The 16,898-nt window shown below is 41.3% G+C and carries 14 protein-coding genes; 3 read left to right on the plus strand and 11 right to left on the minus strand.

Annotated features, from left to right (window positions below; translation table 11 throughout):
• The 4 genes from UH38_RS12420 to UH38_RS12435 all read right to left on the minus strand — a co-directional run.
• On the minus strand, window positions 1–901 hold a 901-nt coding region (locus tag UH38_RS12420), incomplete at its 3' end, for a hypothetical protein (RefSeq protein ID WP_045054980.1).
• Between the two features lie 214 nt (window positions 902–1,115).
• Window positions 1,116–2,084 carry a DUF2382 domain-containing protein gene (locus UH38_RS12425; RefSeq protein ID WP_045054981.1) on the minus strand — a complete coding sequence of 323 codons (969 nt, stop codon included), beginning with the start codon at window positions 2,082–2,084 and terminating at the stop codon, window positions 1,116–1,118.
• Between the two features lie 289 nt (window positions 2,085–2,373).
• Window positions 2,374–3,246, minus strand: coding sequence for a DUF2382 domain-containing protein (locus UH38_RS12430; RefSeq protein WP_045054982.1), 873 nt, complete (start codon window positions 3,244–3,246; stop codon window positions 2,374–2,376).
• 120 nt (window positions 3,247–3,366) lie between these two features.
• Complete coding sequence (locus UH38_RS12435; RefSeq protein ID WP_045054983.1) at window positions 3,367–4,224, minus strand: DUF2382 domain-containing protein; 858 nt, start codon at window positions 4,222–4,224, stop codon at window positions 3,367–3,369.
• A 161-nt stretch (window positions 4,225–4,385) separates the two neighbouring features.
• Between UH38_RS12435 and UH38_RS12440 the strand changes: the two genes are divergently transcribed.
• Entirely contained in the window at window positions 4,386–5,027 is a 642-nt protein-coding gene (locus UH38_RS12440) for a bifunctional 4-hydroxy-2-oxoglutarate aldolase/2-dehydro-3-deoxy-phosphogluconate aldolase (RefSeq protein WP_045054984.1), read from the plus strand.
• Between the two features lie 56 nt (window positions 5,028–5,083).
• Window positions 5,084–5,683: a 2OG-Fe(II) oxygenase gene (locus tag UH38_RS12445; protein WP_045054985.1), complete on the plus strand. Its 600-nt coding sequence runs from the start codon at window positions 5,084–5,086 to the stop codon at window positions 5,681–5,683.
• Between the two features lie 104 nt (window positions 5,684–5,787).
• On the opposite strand, the gene UH38_RS12450 is transcribed toward UH38_RS12445, so the two are convergent.
• Entirely contained in the window at window positions 5,788–7,383 is a 1,596-nt protein-coding gene (locus UH38_RS12450; protein ID WP_045054986.1) for an Hsp70 family protein, read from the minus strand.
• A 33-nt stretch (window positions 7,384–7,416) separates the two neighbouring features.
• Window positions 7,417–8,364 carry a UV DNA damage repair endonuclease UvsE gene (gene uvsE, locus UH38_RS12455; protein WP_045054987.1) on the minus strand — a complete coding sequence of 316 codons (948 nt, stop codon included), beginning with the start codon at window positions 8,362–8,364 and terminating at the stop codon, window positions 7,417–7,419.
• Between the two features lie 431 nt (window positions 8,365–8,795).
• Here uvsE and UH38_RS12460 point away from each other — a divergent pair, with 431 nt between their 5' ends.
• On the plus strand, window positions 8,796–9,014 hold the full coding sequence (locus UH38_RS12460) for a hypothetical protein (RefSeq protein WP_045055091.1): 219 nt from the start codon (window positions 8,796–8,798) through the stop codon (window positions 9,012–9,014).
• 111 nt (window positions 9,015–9,125) lie between these two features.
• On the opposite strand, the gene cheB is transcribed toward UH38_RS12460, so the two are convergent.
• The 5 genes from cheB to UH38_RS12485 are packed head-to-tail and all read right to left on the minus strand — an operon-like array spanning window position 9,126 to window position 16,868.
• On the minus strand, window positions 9,126–10,187 hold the full coding sequence (gene cheB, locus UH38_RS12465) for a chemotaxis-specific protein-glutamate methyltransferase CheB (protein WP_045054988.1): 1,062 nt from the start codon (window positions 10,185–10,187) through the stop codon (window positions 9,126–9,128).
• A complete protein-coding gene (locus tag UH38_RS12470; protein ID WP_045054989.1) occupies window positions 10,188–12,548 on the minus strand; it encodes a hybrid sensor histidine kinase/response regulator in 2,361 nt (786 codons plus the stop codon). It abuts the gene before it with no gap.
• Between the two features lie 30 nt (window positions 12,549–12,578).
• A complete protein-coding gene (locus tag UH38_RS12475) occupies window positions 12,579–14,384 on the minus strand; it encodes a methyl-accepting chemotaxis protein (RefSeq protein WP_045054990.1) in 1,806 nt (601 codons plus the stop codon).
• Window positions 14,385–14,418: 34 nt separating this feature from the next.
• Complete coding sequence (locus tag UH38_RS12480) at window positions 14,419–15,771, minus strand: methyl-accepting chemotaxis protein (protein WP_045054991.1); 1,353 nt, start codon at window positions 15,769–15,771, stop codon at window positions 14,419–14,421.
• A 20-nt stretch (window positions 15,772–15,791) separates the two neighbouring features.
• On the minus strand, window positions 15,792–16,868 hold the full coding sequence (locus UH38_RS12485; protein WP_045054992.1) for a chemotaxis protein CheW: 1,077 nt from the start codon (window positions 16,866–16,868) through the stop codon (window positions 15,792–15,794).
• Window positions 16,869–16,898 lie beyond the last annotated feature (30 nt).

Consider the following 16,898-nt stretch of genomic DNA (forward strand, 5'->3'; position numbering starts at 1 on the left):
CTTCGTTGATTTCTCCACTTAGCTCAGAAGTGTTAAATAGTTCTGTATTCTCATCTCCCATCGCCATCATTTCGGAAGTATTGAATAGCTCTGTCTCATCTCCCATTGCCATCATTTCTGGTGACATCATTTCAGAAGATTGACCTAAATCCATGCCTTCTCCCATTGCCATCAGTTCGGGAGTATTGAACATATCTGTCTCATCTCCCATTGCCATCATTTCGGGAGCATCAAATAAGTTAGCTTCGTTGATTTCTCCACTTAGCTCAGGAGTGCTAAATAGTTCTGTATTCTCATCTCCCATCGCCATCATTTCGGAAGTATTGAATAGCTCTGTCTCATCTCCCATCGCCATCATTTCAGGAGTGTTGAATAGTTCTGTCTCATCTCCCATTGCCATCATTTCGGGAGTAGTAAACATATCTGACTCATCTCCCATTGCCATCATTTCAGGAGTATCAAATAAGTTAGCTTCGTTGATTTCTCCACTTAGCTCAGGAGTGTTAAATGATTCTGTATTTTCCTCCCCCACCGACATAATTCCAGGGGTGTTAAATAATTTTGTATCGTTCTCTATCAATATAACTTCAGGGGTATCAAACAAGCCTGACTCGTCTGCCAATATTTCAGTAGTTTCAACTATATAAATTTCGTTGCCTTCCATTTGTAACTCAGGGGTATTAAACAAATCTGTGTCCTTATCATTCCCTGACATACCTGAAGGCTCGAACAAGCTTAACAAACTGTCATCTAATACATCATTTTGAGAATTTTGTAGCTCGAAAAGAGATTCAGCGTTGTTGTCTTGTTCTTGACTGGAATTTTGCTGCTGTGAAGAATCCATGCCTAATTCTTCGTTGCTGTTATATTCAAAAAACTTATCATTTTCTGAAGAATTCATATTTAATAGTACCTATTGATTTAGTGTGTTTATTTTTCAAAATGTTCAACACAAACAAATGATAACTTTAGGAAAGCAAACTGACAAATATTGTTCAAGTATTCTATCGACAAAAGTGCAGACAGGGCAGAAAATCTGCCCTGTCTGCACCATTTTAGCTAGCAAAAGAGTTAAACAACTACTTTTACTAAATTTAAAAAGTTGCTAGTCTAGCTTAAATGCGATCGCGGCGTTCATCAACCGGGATTCCACCAGTATTGATATCTAATTCTTCGCGACGCAATGTTTCTTGAGCTTCAACTGTATCGCGCTCTACTTCTTTACTTACCCTTACTTCCTCACGCACAAAGGCTTCTTTGTGGATATCAGCAGTTTCTTCGTACAGTTCAACATGAGCCACTTCACCTTCACGGAATGTTGCTTCACCAGGATTAACTGCTCTACCTGCATCGGCTGGTGTGATCCGCTCGATTACTACGCGCTCTTTTTCTACTGGTACAGCTACTTTGGCTGTTTCTGTCTCTACGTGCTTGCCAATCGCTACTTCTCCAGCCTTAACGCGCTTCTTATTAGCGATTAATCTCTCTTGATATAACTTCAAGGTCTGATGGTCGCGATCGTTCATATCATACAGAGATGCGTCCTGCTGATAGTTATAAGTATCGCGATCGTAAGTGGTAGGAGTATAAGTAGGAGTTGCCATTCCGCCTGCCATCGCTGCTGTATCCAAAGGCGCGGAAGCTTCTAAGGGTGCAGATGCATCTACTGGAATAGTATCGCTTACGCCTGGGATATTATCGCTTACACTGCTTGTAGACATATTTGTGCTAGGAGAGCGATAAACACCTCTTACGCTTTCTTCGTAGTCGTAATCAAGCGCTAGGCGATCGCTAAATTCTGGCAAGTTTTCTGCTTGCTCTCTAGTCATACCAATTGCATATACTCTATCTGCACTCTGGTCGATCTGGGAACGACCTACTGGCATTAATACTTTCTTACCAAAAATCCAAAACCCTAAATCTACTACTAAATAGCGGAATTGACCTTCTTCATCTACTAATACATCGTGAACTGTGCCAATCTTTTCATCACTTTGGGTATAGACACTCATACCTTTGAGGTCGGAACCATTAAAACTGTCGCGATAATTTGGATCGAAATCTTCAATTTTTAGTAATGCCATACTTATGAATCCTCAAGATTTTTTGTTCGTATCTTTAATAATTAATTTAATAATCAATCATTGAAATTCCATCTTCCTAACGAGTGAATTAAGTCAAGGTCGCTAGTTACAAAAGATAGAGATTGTAAGTGAAACAAAAGTTAACAATTAATTGATAATCTCTATTTAACAGATTAATTATTATAACTTTTGTCTGTAGCTAAAATATGTAATTTTATCGTCTTTCTACCTTGGTTAATACCAAGACAGAAAGAATCAGTAGCGAGTTACAGAGTTTATTTAAAAACAGTTATCTTTGCGTATCGATATCTAAACGACCTTTAGTGTCAATGTCTAGTTCTTCTCTACGAATAGTTTCTTGAGCTTGCACTATATCTTGTTCTACTTCTTTGCTAATTCTTACTTCTTCACGCACGAAAGCTTGCTTGTGAATGTCTGCGCTTTCTTCGTAGACTTTCATGCGGACTATTTCTTTTGATTGAAAATCCACTTCATTAGGCGTTCTTACAGTTCTATCGGCTGGAATATTTCGTTCGATAACAATGCGATCTTTTTCTAATGGTAAGGAAATGCTTGCTGTTTCTGTCTCAACGTGTTTTGCAAGTATGACTTCTCCTGTCTGACGGCGTTTTTTGTTAGCGATTAATCTTTCTTCGTATAGTTTGAGGGTTTGATGATCGTCTGCATTTAGGTTGTATAGAGATGGTTCTGCTTGGTAATTGTAATCGTGGCGATCGCTTTTTTCTACTGCTTGAGTTGGTGCTGAATGTACAGTAGGCTCTTCAAGCGCTTTCATTGCCAGATTGCTGTAAACGTGCCTTACTTTTTCTTCGTGCTGGCGATCTACAACTTTACTTTCGTGGTATTCGGGTAAGTCTTCTACTTGCTTTTTATTAACAATACTTATGGCATAAATCCGCTTGGCTTTGGCATCAATATGGCATTTACCCACTGGTAGTAAAACCTTTTTGCCAAATATCCAAAATCCAGTATCGATAACGAAATAACGAAAGCTACCTTGGTCATCAACTAAGGCATCTTCAATTGTGCCAATTTTCTCTTCTGATTTGCCCGCATAAACATCAATTCCTTTGATATCTTCGCCATCAAAAAGTTCTTCTTGATAGTTAGGATAATATTCATCTAATTTGTGAAGAGCCATATTGTATCCTATGTCATTTAAATTTATGCTTGAAAAAAGCAGAACTAAAAATGTTCTGCTGATAGCCTTCTGCTATTAAGAGCAATTACGAATGCTCCTTGTCTTTAGGCAAGATGTTATTTAGATTGAATCATCTATTCTTGGATCGGCTTCTAAACGCGTACTGCCTTCGGTGTTAATATCTAACTCTTCTCTACGAATTGTTTCTTGTGCCTCGACTGTATCGTGTTCAACTATTTTTGATATTTTCACTTCTTCACGAATGAAAGCTTCTTTACGAATTTCTGGTCTTTCTTCGTATAATTCAATCCGAGCTATTTCGCCTTCTTGAAAGCTAATTTCGCTGGGTGGAACTACTGTGCCAGCATTAGTAGGAGTAACTCTTTCAATTACAATCCGCTCTTTTTCAATAGGTACTGAAACTCGTGCAGTTTCAGTCTCTACGTGCTTACCCACAGCAACTTCCCCAGTTTTGACGCGATTTTTGTTAGCAATCAGTCTCTCTTCATATAACTTGAATGTTTGATGGTTTTGGTCATTCAAATCGTACAAAGATGCATCTTGCTGGTAATTATAAGTATCGCGATCGAAAGTAGTATCGCTCATTTGTCCTAAAGTAGTATTTTGAGCGCGATAAACTCCGCGTACTTTCTCTTCGTAGTCGTAATCGACTGTAATATTGTTGTTGTACTCAGGTAGATGTTCTACTTGCTGTTTGCTCAAACCATCTACATAAACGCGCTGGGCGTTGTAATCTATGCGGGATAAACCAATAGGTAGCAATATTTGTTTGCCTGCATTTCCTAAGCCTGTGTCAATAACTAAATATCGAAAACGACCGTCAGGATCTACTAGCGCATCTGCTACTTTACCAATACGATCGCCACCTTCAGTATATAAGTCCATTGCTTTAACATCTTCGCCACCAAAGGTCTGAGTGTAATTTGGATCGAAGTCTTCAAGCTTATAAAGAGGCATATTTTTATCCAGTACATAATACTACTTACCTACTTAGACTAGAAATATCTAGACTTAATTCCATCCTTCTGATGGCTGAACTAGCCTAGCTAAAAGGCTTAGAAGCAATAGGAAAAGTTATGAGTCATTGATAAAAAATATTCCTTAATTGATTTGGGTTGATGAACGCATCTAGTAGGTGGTTATCTTTGTTACAGAAAAATAAAGCGATCGCAGTCATTCGAGCTAGCAGGTGCGACCTGGCGATAAAAATGGCTAAAGCTGTGGCAACTGGAGGCATCCAGCTAATTGAAATTACTTGGAATAGCGCTCGCGCTGCGGAAACAATTGCTCAGTTACGCGCCGAATTACCCGCTTGTACTATAGGTACGGGAACGCTGCTAAATATCGACCAATTACAGCAAGCGTGCGCCAATGGCGCACAATTTTTATTTACGCCACATACCGATCTAGAAATTATCCAGGTTGCTAAGGAAAATAATATTCCTGTTATACCAGGAGCGCTGTCACCGACAGAAATTGTTCGAGCTTGGCATCATGGAGCAAGTTGCGTCAAAGTATTTCCAGTGCAAGCAGTAGGTGGTGCAAGTTATATCAAAAGTTTGCAAGCACCTTTAGGACACATCCCGTTAATTCCGACAGGTGGCGTTACTTTAGAAAATGCGCGAGGCTTTATCCAAGCAGGCGCGATCGCTGTTGGACTTTCTGGGGAGTTATTTTTGCCAGAATTGGTAGCGGCGGAAAATTGGGAGGCGATCGCGCTTCGTGCTAAAACTTTGCTACAAAACTTGGTTGTAGCTTAGTGTTGTGGGTAGATAAAATGGTTGTCTGCACTTTCCGCATCTTGTAGGATCTACAGTTGAGCTATTATCGGACTTTACAAAATGCTTTCAAGCCTAGTTACCTGACTAAGTTGCAGGAAAGGATTACGGCTTGTCCTTATTTGGCAGTAAATAATCTTAATCGTGACTTTGTAGGCACAAAAGGGTTTTCAGTTGTATTTCAAAGGGCGCAGATTAGCGAAGTCGAACGCCAATTTCCATTTTTTAAAACCTATTTGAATGTAGCCTTACAGCCGGATTGTAATGCTTTTTATCTCAATCCCTTGCTTTTGAACGGAGGTTCCCGCGTCGATCCGCATATAGATCGAAGCTTGCGATCGTATTGTAAAACTGTCGAACCGCCAGCAGTTGTTAGCGTCCTTTACGTGCAAGTGCCTACTGAGTTAACTGGCGGTGAATTGGTGTTGCGTCATGGTAAACGCCATGTTGGTTGCATCAAGCCGCAATACAATACGCTTGTTTACTTTCAAGGCGATCTTACTCACTCGGTTAATCAGGTTACAAGTAACAAAACTAGCCGTTTGAGTTTGGTTTGCGAACAGTACAATTTGGTGGAAAGGGAACTGGAACAAATTCCTGAGTTTGCTGTTGAGTCTAGAGTTAAGGAACGCAGATAAACGAGGCAGTGCGTTGGGCGGCTTTGCCGACTTGTAGCACCTGCCGTGCGGATAAACGCAGATGGAAGTGGTAGGGTGTGGATAGAATCCGCACCCCAACAAAGTTAGCTTAATTGAGCGACTAGGCTATCTTGCAATAGGGTTTCGTTGGTGAGTAAATCCTCAACTGTCATTCTTAAGAACCTTTGTCCGTCTACTTGGAATAATACTTTGATGCGATCGCTTCCTGGAAATCCTGGCGGTGTTAACTGAGCAATCGATCTTGCGCCATCTTTATCGTTCAATGGTTGGACTTGGGTTTGTCCGTTATCTAGACGACGAGTAATTAGGCGATCGCCATCATAATAAACTTCTGTGCCGCCTGTTTCGCTGCCTAATTCGCCGATAATTAGCTCGATGCTAGGCTGATTTTCTAGCGAAGCACCTAAGACTAATTCTACTGGCTGATTCATTGGGTAAGGTTGACCTGTCCTAATTAAAGGATGCCAGCTATGGCGATTGTTGCGCCGATCCCAGTAACGAATACCGTAGCTGTGATAGAGAAAGTCTTTTACCTCCACGCCTTGAGTCAATTGCAGCGCACCTTGAGCGATCGCTTCAAATGGTCGTTCGGCACGAATTTTTGATTCTTCAAAGTATTGTTTGACCCAGTTTTGCACTGCTGGCATTTGTGACGTACCACCAACTAGCAATACGGCGTTAATATCGCTTGCTTCTATGCCTTGTCTGCGTGCTTGTTGCAGTAACCCGTTCATCGAGTCGTTTAAGCGATCGAAGAATTGATGCTCTTTGAGGATATTTTCTAAAGTGTCGCGGTTTAACTCTAGTTCGTAGCTATCCAATGTTTCATCGTCAAAATAAACTTCGCTTGCTTGAGTTTGCGAAGATAGTTGAATCTTTACCCGTTCTGCTAGACGTGCAGTTAAAGAAGTTACTGCTAATCCTTGGGTAGCAGCAAAGTAATCGACTAACCAACTATCAATGTCAGTTCCGCCTAAGTTTTGCCCTGCTTTTGCTAAGACGCGGGCAGTTTTTAACTTTTGTCCCGATTTTTCGGCTAATGACTTTTGCCCAAATTTGAGTAAAAATCCTAGCGGTTGTCTGCCTGCTTGAATGCTAGCGTCTAATCTTACTAAGGATAAATCTAACGTCCCGCCGCCAAAGTCAATTACAAGTAAATTTTCTTTATCTGCCATCCCATAACCTAAAGCTGCGGCAGTAGGTTCGTCTAGCATTCTTACTTGTTCTACAGCCAAAGATTGACAGACATTGCCTAGCCAATGACGGTAAGCTTCAAAGCTATCTACAGGTACAGTGAGAACTAATGATTCTACTTTTTGTTGCGACGCTTCAAGTTGGGCGATTAAAGTAGTTAAAAACCATTGCCCAACTTGCTCGAACGTAATAGTTTGTCCATCTATTTCTGGCAAAAAGCCCTGAATATCTGCACCAATTCCGCGCTTGAAGCTGCGGAAAAACCTAGGATCGCTTTTACGATCGCACCCGCGATCGCGTACTTGTTGCCCTACTAAAACTTTTGCTTGAGCGGCATTTTCTACATATACGAGGCTAGGAATTAAAGGCGGATTGTCACCGATGCGATCGGATAATCCTGGAATGCTTAAGGTTTCTGGTTGCGCTGTGACTGGGTTCCAGCGGGTTATACAAGTATTGCTTGTACCAAAGTCGATTGCGAGCATAGATAGCAATTAGCTTTTAGCGTTTAGCTGTGTCTATTCTCCCACAAGCCATTCAGCTTCTAACTTAGCGATCGCTTCTTCTTTGGCTTTGGCTTCTATTTCTATCCAAGGCGCTTGACGATACACGCTAGGCATATCTGTAATATAGTCGCTGTGCTGTCTATCGCTAAAGCTATTTTGTCCGTTAGAAATATGCACTAATTGCCATGCGGGGTTTTGCCAAGTTTCCCTAGCTGCATAAAATGTTTCTACTACTGATGGCTCGTCGTAGGTTTCTAGCCCTTCGCGGCAGATATGATGATGGGCATCAAATACCATTGGTACGCCCGACTTCTGACATACTTCTAGAATTTCTTTTGAACTATAGGCATATTCGTCGTTTTCAAAGGTTAAGCGATTGCGAATATTATCTGGCAATTCGCTAATTACTTGGACTAATCTATCTATTCTTTGCGATTTACCGCCGTGAATGTTCATTAATGCCCAAGGCGATCGCGCAAGTCCTAATAGATCGAAAAGTTGGGCGTGTCCTGTTAATATTTTGATACTGTTTGCGAGTACCTGCTCTGAATCAGAACTAAGAACAACAAATTGATCGGGGTGAATAACTATTCTGATGCCTAATTCTTGCGATCTTTTGCCTACTCTTGCTAATTCACCGCTTAGTTCTGCTAAAACTGCTGCGCCTATGTCGTCTTCCCAATCGCTGAGGGGAAACAAGCCAGAAGGCACTCTGTATAACTCTATTGAGTGCTGTTGACAAAAATCAATGGCTTTATCTAAACGGCTTAAATTATCGGTATAAATATTTCTAAGAGTAGTTTGGCGCTCTGTTTCATTTAATGATAGATAGCGCGTGCGCGTGACTGTACGATAGCGAATCTCTTTGGAATGCGTGATACAAACTAATCCCAATTTTGGGCGATCGCTTATCTCAAATAGTTCTTTTTTATTTGTATTTTCTATTTGAACTATTCTCATAAATCAACTTAATAAACATTATATTTTCCCTTATTAAACCTGCTTATTGTCTATTTTTGTAGTATCTAAAGGCAGAACTTTGCAACTTTATTTACTCAATTTTTGCCAACTTTGCTCTTTTACCAGCTTAGGCGAACCTCTATCTTAAGATAGATATTTCAACTATAATTAGTTAAACATTTACAACATAACTTTGACTAATATGCGTTTTTGCCATAAAGAATAAATCTCTATGATTATTGCTATCGCAGCCTTTGCTCTTTAATAGCTAATGCAAAACTTGTCAATACCTCTAAATACTTCTTTAGACAAATGGCAAAAAAAGAAATGTTTCTTAAAGTAAGAATTCAAGGGGAGGATACGCAAAGCTTGTTTTACTACCGATGGTTGCAAAACCCCAGGCTCATCTACATCAAATAGGTCGAAGTTTCATGAATAATCAACAGTCATCAGTAGATTCTGCGTTTTTCGGTAGCTTAAAGAATAGTATTTGGCTAATAGGTACTTCTTCCTGGTTGTTTGGCATTACCGATAGAAGTATTGCTTCCCTAGCAGATGGAAAACTATCAGCATTGGATTTAGTCCAAATACTTACAGCCTCATTATTCTTTGTTGGTTGGTTGTTCCTCAAACCAGTATCTAGAGCGTAAACAGCAAAAAACAGGGTACAAGTCGACACCTGTACCCTCACAAATAGCAAATAGAACCTAGTTTTTTCTCTACATTTATCTGCGTTTATCTACGTCCATCTGCGTTCAAACCTAAATTCTATTGATACCTACCTTTCTAAGCAGCAAAGGAGCAATTTCCTGAATAGGTAAAACTTGTTGTACGACATTAAGAGCGATCGCTTCTTTGGGCATACCAAATACGATACAAGTTTTCTCATCTTGAGCAAACGTCATGCCGCCAACTTGAGCAATAGCCCGCATACCTTCCGCGCCATCACGTCCCATTCCCGTCAGCAAAATGCCTGCTGCTGACCTACCGTAGAACTTAGCAACAGATTTAAATGTTACTGTCACAGAAGGACAGTGACCGTCTACAGGTAAAGCAGAAGAATAAATAAATTTGCCTTGAGCGTCTAATTCTAAATGGCTGTTATCAGGAGCAAAATAAACTGTCCCTGGTAGCGGCGATTCGCCTACTTGAGCGACTTTAACTTTTACCTTACATTCAGAATCTAGCCAATCGACGAGTCCTTGCAAGAAACCTTGGCTAATGTGCTGAGTGCAAATTATTGGTACGGGAAACTCAGCCGGAAATTGGGCAAGAATTTTGTGTATGGCTTGAGGACCGCCAGTAGAAGCACCAATAGTTATGACTCTAAGCGATCTAGTAACATTAGCGATCGCGCTCATAGACGGATTCACCTCAACAGCCTTCACAGACGGTTGTTGGCGCTTAGTAAAAACTGTAACTCCTGAGAGAATTTTGATTTTACCAATCAAGTCGCGCTTGACTTGCTCGTAGTCTGAAGCTAGTCCCGTACTAGGTTTGGGGAAAACATCTACTGCTCCTGCTTGCAGAAGCTCAAAAATAGTATGGGTGTCTTCTTTTTGCACCGATGTACTAACTACCAGAATGGGGCGAGGATCGTTTGCCATTACGTGCTTGGTAAATTCCAAACCATCCATACCTTTCATGTGCAAGTCAGTACATATTACTTTAGGCTGTAGTTTGGGAATTAAATCTAGAGCTTCTTTCCCGTTACGCGCCTTGCCTACAACTTTAATATCAGGAGACGAACTAAGCAGCCGTTCGAGGATTTCTAAAGCAACTGGGGAATCCTCTACTAATAAAACTGAAGTTGGGTTTGTCATTTAAATTAGTCTTTTTAAAGTATCTAGCAATAATTTTTGTTCAAAGTTACCTTTAGTTAGGTAGGCATTTGCACCAGCTTCAGCACCTCTGCGCTTATCTTCATCAGAGGCGAGAGTTGTGACCAGAATAATTGGCAGTTCGCTGTATTCCTTGTGCTGGCGTATTCTTGCAGCTAAAGATAGACCGTCAAGATTGGGCATTTGTACGTCAGAAACTACAGCATCGAAGGTATTAGCTCTAAGCTTATTAAAACCGTCTAATCCATCTACTGCTGCGGTAACATCGTATCCAGCACCTTCTAAGATACGTTTGACTTGAGTGCGGATAGTAATTGAGTCTTCTACCAACAGCACCGCTGGTTTTTTGACTTCTGCAATCAAGCTTTCCGGTATAGTTCCCGCACCAGTTCTTTTCTGCACAGATTTAAGTAAATCTTGAGCGTTGAGAACCATGCAGACTTCGCCCGTTCCTAAGATAGTTGCACCAGATACGTTACGCACCCGTTGCAGGAGTTTGCTTTGCGGCTTCAAGACGATATTTTGCTGGTCTACCAACGCATCTACAAGCAACCCCAAACGCTCGTTACCGACTTGTAGGACTATGCAAGGAAGCATATTTGAGGTAGAGTCCAAAGCTTTTGGCGATGCTGGGATATTAACTGGTAACTGTAGTAAGTCCGATAACCAAGAGACGGATACAGGTTGACCTTCTAGGGAAATTGTATGACAACCATCGATCGCAAAAATCTCGCTGCGCGATACCAAGAGTGTAGTATTAACGAACTCTACAGGGATTGCATAAGATACATTATTGACTTCTACAATCAATACGTGAGTTGTGGCTACCGCTGCAAGTAACTGCAAGCGGAAAGTACAGCCTTTACCTGGCAAGGATTCAACTTGGAGAGTACCTTTAAGTTGTTCGACTTTGGCGCGGACTACATCTAAACCGACACCTCGACCAGAAAGTTCTGTAACTTCTGTGCGCGTAGAAAATCCAGGAGCAAAAATCAATGACTGAATTTGGTTAGTGGTCATTTTTGCTAGTTCGTCTGTAGAGCAAACCCCACGCCGCAAGGCTGTACGCTTGATGCTTTCGATATCTAAGCCGCGTCCGTCATCGATAAGTTCGATGCCAATACTGCTAGCTGTTTGATAGCCCCTCAGTCTAATTGTTGCTGTCTTGGGTTTACCTGCTTTTTCTCGCTCTTGGGCTGTTTCGATCCCGTGATCGATCGCATTACGAATCATGTGCATCAACGGATCTTTAATTTCTTCCAAAATCCGCTTATCGGCTGTAGTATCTCCACCTTCTATAATTAAATTGATTGATTTAGATTGCTGGTTAGCCAAATCCCGCACCATGCGCCTAAATGCATTGAATACGGTTGATAAAGGCAGTAACCGCAGCGCGCGAATGCCCGATTCTAACTCATTGGCAACAATTTCTAATCTCGCTGTATCTTCATAAGCTTGATTTTTGAGGCGAGAAAGTATAGCTCCTAAGCGTTCTAGGCGTTTTTCACCGCGATGATAGAAACTTTGGACTTGCTCTGCACCTATTTGCGATCGCTTTTCGGCATTATCTAAAGCAACACGATTTACATAAGCATCTCGGTTCCACTCTTCATACAGAGCAATTAATTCCTCAACTTCTGCGATGTGGTGTGCGATGCGAATTTTGGTCACAGTTAATTCGCCTGCTTGAGTCATCAAGCTATCTAGCTTTTGAGGTTCGACGCGAATTGTCTTAATCTCAGAGCCATTATTTGATTCGCTAGTTTCGGCTACAATTGGTGACTTTTCTGGTTCGGCAGCAACTTGCCCAGATCCGTTTTGGCTAGCGATAGGAGCAGTTAGTTCGCCAAAGAGCGCATCAACATCGTTAGTTACTAAAGATGGTTGAGCAACGTCGGCAAATAAATCGAGTTCCTCAAGTGCTGGCGGGGGCATCACATTGTCTTGGTCTGCTATGACCGCATTATCGTCGGCTCCCATTAGCTGCGCCAGAACGTAGAAGACATTGATATTGGCGGCTTCTCCGGTTACTGCTTCCTTGACTAATTTAGTTACAGCATCTAATCCTGCATACAAGCGATCGCATACTTGTTTTGTTAGCTTGCTTTCTCCTTTTTTCACCGCTACGCAGATATCTTCCATCTGATGCACGATTGTTTCTACATCATCTGCGCCCAACATCCGCGAATCTCCTTTCAGGGTATGAGCTTCGCGCAATATCTCTTCTAGTTGCTCTCGATCTTGGGGATTTTTCTCCAAGCGCATCAAGGCATTTTCTATGTTCTGCAAATGTTCTTCACTTGCCGTTTTAAAAAGTTCTCGCAGTTCTTTATCTTCTATCATTTCAAATAATTTTGAGGTTTGAGGTTTAACTTAAACAACAGTTTTGAGTATTTGCGCTGCATCTTTGAGTTGTTGAGTGCTGGTCTTGACTTGGGTAATGCCGCTAGCACTCTCTTTTGCGCCTAAGTTAATTGAGTTCATGGCTGCAACTACTTGCTGCACGGCTATAGCTTGCTGTTTGGCGCTGAGGGAGATTTGCTGGGAATTGAGAAAGACGTTGTTGACTGAATCGGCTACGCCAGTAAAGATTTGCGCCGTTCCTTGAGTTAGTTCCATGCTGCGGTCAACTTTTTTTGTGCCTTCATCTGTAACCATGACAGTGGTATTAATCGCCGCTTGAATATCGGCAACTAAGGTGTTAATTTTCTCAGAAGACTTTTTACTTTGGTCGGCTAGTTTGCGAATTTCGCCAGCTACTACACCAAAACCTTTGCCATTTTCGCCAGCACGAGCAGCTTCTACAGCAGCATTGAGCGCTAGCATATTTGTTTGATTGGCTAAATTGCCCACTAAAGATGAAACTGAACCAATTTGACCTGTTTGTTCGGATAGGCGAATAATTTGTTGGGCGATCGCATTTACTTGTTCTTTGAGCGTTGTCATTCCAGTCAGGGTTTGATGTACTGATTGAGTGCCTTTTTCTGCTAAGTTCAAGGCTTGACTTGCACCGTTGGTAGATGCTTCTGCTTGTTCGGCTGATTGTCTAGATGATGCGCCGAGTTCCTCCATTGTGGTTGTAGTTTGGCTGACTGAGCTTGCTTGCTGCGATACTGTGCGTTCTTGCTGTTCTACTGTGGCGGCTATTTCTGTAGAAGATGAAGCTATGGACGTTGCAATTGCTTGAATTAATTTGGTTGTGCGGTTGGCAAATACTACAGCTAAGGCGCTAGCAAGTAAGGCGGTAATTCCGGTTCCTAAGAGCAAATTCAGCAACAATCGCCATTCACCTGCATAAAGAGTTGCTGTATCTTCTGCTAAAATGACACTCCAATTTAGATTGGGCATTCCCTGAATTTGACTAACTGGAGCATAAGATATTAATTGTTTAGCTTTGTCAATGCGATCGATGTCTACAACACTTGCTACTTTATTTCCTGCTTGGATTTGGGCAAACTTACTAAAGTCACTTTTAGCGTCGCGTCCGATTTGCTCTTTTTCTGTAGCTACAAAGAACTTGCCATCAGGACCAATTAAGTGATACTCGGCTGCTGCTGCTGCTTTGCTACTCTCTGATAAAGTGGATGCGTCTATACGAGCGATCGCATCTAGGTTTTCTACGGGGATACGAGTGCGAACTACTCCTGTCACTCTATTTGTGTTGACGTTAACAATTGGAGAAGCAATGAAAACATAGTATTTGCCGTTTGATGGCGACTTGTTTGGCGGTGAAATTACAGCCTGTTTGGTTTGCAGTGCTGCTTTGAAGTAATCTTGTTCGCCTAAACCACTGATAGCTTCCCCTGTTGTTTGTAAAATTGTTCTACCAGAAACATCAGCTACAGCGATGCTGTCATAAACGCCATAGATATTCATGTACCGATCTAGCGTTGCTTGCTTTTGCTGGGGTGTAATTCCTGATGTCTTTTCTGGATTAGCTAAAATCGATAAGTTGGCAAGTACCTGAACATCTCCGTAGCGCTCAAACATAAAACGCCCTACTTTGTCTCCTAAAGTAGCAGCAAGGCTTTCTTTGGCATCAGCTAATGCTTGTCTGCTTTGTTGGACGGAGGAAATATAGTTAGTTATGCCAATTAGTAGAACTGGAACTGTACCTAGAGCGATCGCAAAGGCTATTGCTTTCGTCCGTAGTGGTAGATTGTTTAAGTCTTTTAACATTGTTTTGATTCCTGGTTAATTAAATATTGAGCAATTACACCATTGCTTTGAGGTTTTGAGCAGCGTCGTTTAGTTGTTGCGTACCAACTTTTACTTGGGAAATGCCGCCTGCAGTATCGTGTGCTGCTAGAGTCAAACTATTCATGGCTTCAACTACTTGTTGAGTAGCGATCGCTTGCTGCTTGATGTTGAGCGAAATTTGTTGATTGTTTAAAAAGATATTGTTGATAGCATCAGCTACGCCAGCAAAAGATTTGGCTGTTTCTTGGGTTAGTTGCATACCTTGAGCAACGGTTTTTGTGCCTTTATCTGTAACTGTGACTGTGGAATTGATTGCCGATTGAATATCACCAACTAAAAGGTTAATTTTGTCTGCTGATTGCTTGCTTTGATCTGCGAGGCGGCGAATTTCTCCAGCGACAACAGCAAAACCTTTACCGTGAGTTCCGGCGCGGGCTGCTTCTACTGAGGCGTTGAGCGCTAGCATATTTGTTTCGCTGGCGAGTTCTGCTACCAAGTCAGAAATACTGCCAATTTGATGAGTGCGATCGCTAAGATGGCTAATTTGCTCGGCAATGTCTGCTACTTTGTCTTTAAGAACAGACATTTCGTTGAGGGTTTTTTGGGCGGCTTTAGTTCCGCTCTCAGCTACTAATAAAGCTTGATTTGCACCTGCGGTTGATGCTTCTGCTTGTTCGGCTGATTGCTGAGATGATGCGCCGAGTTCGTCCATCGTGCTACTCATTTGCCTAATCGAAGCTGCTTGAGTTGCGATGGTACGTTCTTGTTCTTCGACTGCTGAAGCAATTTGATTGGAGGAAGAAGCAATACTGCTGGTAGAGTTTTGCAAACCGAGGGCAATGTTCCGCGCGATCGCCCAAATAACACCTAAAATAACTAGATTGAGCGCGAACAAAATTAACTGAATTGCTCTTAATCTATTGGCTTTTGCCTGAGAATATGCCTCAGCAGCAGATACAGCTTCATTTGCTAAGTCAAAATAATCTTCGCTTTGAGTCAGTAATTCATTGCGCGATTGCGGTGACACTCTTGCTTGAGCAATTGTACCTTTGAGACTTTGCCAAGAGTTTTGCACTTCGCCTAATTTGGCAACAAATTCGGGATCTGTAGCTGCGGGTAGTTCTAACTCGCGATCGCCTTTAACTAAGCCAGCAACTATTTTGTCTAGCCTAGCAATCAATTCATCGCTTTTTTTACCTGCCATTTCTAGTTTGACAAGTCTTTGCGTAGCTCCTCTTACTATCCCTGCATAATTAACAACTTTGCTATCATTTGCTACGCTGTTTATATACACTGAAAACACATTGCTTACTGCAAAAACTAAAAGCCCGATGGCTGCACCGCGTAACTGATCGGTAATTTTCATAAAAATAATTCCTACAATATTTAAATTTCTTCGTTGACTGTTAATAAGCTACTTTTAAGTAATTTGGGTAAATCAATAATAGTCAACATTTTTTCTGAATAAGGGGCAGTACCTCGGAGATATTCATCATTAGTATTTGGCACTGCTATAGGTAGGTTTGTTATTTCCGAGGGATGTATATACATCACATCAAACACATCATCTACAGGGAAGCCAGCTACTAAATCGTTCATGCTAACTACCAAAGCTTTAGTGCCATTTTTCGTTACTGCAAGCGGCATATTTAAGGCGCTACGAATATCTACTAATGTCAAAATATCTCCGCGTAAATTCATATTGCCAACAACGTGAGGAGGGCAGCAAGGAATCGGTGTAACGTTGCGAACGCGAGTAAATTCTTGAACTAATTCAAGGTCAAGTCCAAAATATTCGTTATTTAAACCTATAACTGCTAAAGGTAGCAATCCAGACAACTCAGCATTTTCTGTTACTTGTTTTAGATGCTCTGCTCGTTCGCGGTAGATTGCTTTTTCTTTTTCAGTAGCGTTAGGGCAACAGAGTTTGTAAAAATCGGTAATTAAACTAGATTTTTGTGGTAACTCAGACGATGCAATTTGTCGATCTAAATCTTCTCTATTTTCAGCGTCAATTAATGCTTCAACAGTATCAACATCGCGGAGTAAATTGTGATGATTAGCAAGAATAATAGTATCAAAGTCTACTTTGGCTATACCAGCTACAAATCTAGAATTAATGTGCTTGACTCGTCCAAAGTCTATGTCAGACTCTATTGCCTGCAACTCAACATCTTTGACTTCATATACTGTATTAACAATAATGCCAATTTGCAGCCCGTCGCAGTCTAATACAATGACGCTATCGGTTAATTGACACTCTTGCATCGGTAGCCCCAAACGCAAATCGAGATGCATTACAGGCACAATTTTGCCGCGCAAGTTTAGCATTCCCACAATGTCATCTGGTGCTTCAGCTACAGAAATAAGTTCGGGAAGCTGAAAAATTTCTTGTACTAATAAAGCATCTATACCGTAGTACAAGTTGTGCAAGCTAAAAATTAGATAAGGTTTATTTTCCATCTTGGTTTGTCAGAGTAAAAATTAAAGTAA

The organism is Aliterella atlantica CENA595 (genome assembly GCF_000952155.1).
In the GTDB taxonomy this organism is placed as follows: domain Bacteria; phylum Cyanobacteriota; class Cyanobacteriia; order Cyanobacteriales; family Chroococcidiopsidaceae; genus Aliterella; species Aliterella atlantica.

Coding starts and splice junctions, on each gene's coding strand:
- UH38_RS12475 (WP_045054990.1), bottom strand. CDS start 14,384: ATGTTAAAAGACTTAAACAATCTACCACTACGGACGAAAGCAATAGCC.
- UH38_RS12485 (WP_045054992.1), bottom strand. CDS start 16,868: ATGGAAAATAAACCTTATCTAATTTTTAGCTTGCACAACTTGTACTAC.
- UH38_RS12450 (WP_045054986.1), bottom strand. CDS start 7,383: ATGCTCGCAATCGACTTTGGTACAAGCAATACTTGTATAACCCGCTGG.
- UH38_RS12440 (WP_045054984.1), top strand. CDS start 4,386: ATGAACGCATCTAGTAGGTGGTTATCTTTGTTACAGAAAAATAAAGCG.
- UH38_RS12470 (WP_045054989.1), bottom strand. CDS start 12,548: ATGATAGAAGATAAAGAACTGCGAGAACTTTTTAAAACGGCAAGTGAA.
- UH38_RS12425 (WP_045054981.1), bottom strand. CDS start 2,084: ATGGCATTACTAAAAATTGAAGATTTCGATCCAAATTATCGCGACAGT.
- UH38_RS12480 (WP_045054991.1), bottom strand. CDS start 15,771: ATGAAAATTACCGATCAGTTACGCGGTGCAGCCATCGGGCTTTTAGTT.
- UH38_RS12435 (WP_045054983.1), bottom strand. CDS start 4,224: ATGCCTCTTTATAAGCTTGAAGACTTCGATCCAAATTACACTCAGACC.
- UH38_RS12460 (WP_045055091.1), top strand. CDS start 8,796: ATGAATAATCAACAGTCATCAGTAGATTCTGCGTTTTTCGGTAGCTTA.
- uvsE (WP_045054987.1), bottom strand. CDS start 8,364: ATGAGAATAGTTCAAATAGAAAATACAAATAAAAAAGAACTATTTGAG.
- UH38_RS12430 (WP_045054982.1), bottom strand. CDS start 3,246: ATGGCTCTTCACAAATTAGATGAATATTATCCTAACTATCAAGAAGAA.
- cheB (WP_045054988.1), bottom strand. CDS start 10,187: ATGACAAACCCAACTTCAGTTTTATTAGTAGAGGATTCCCCAGTTGCT.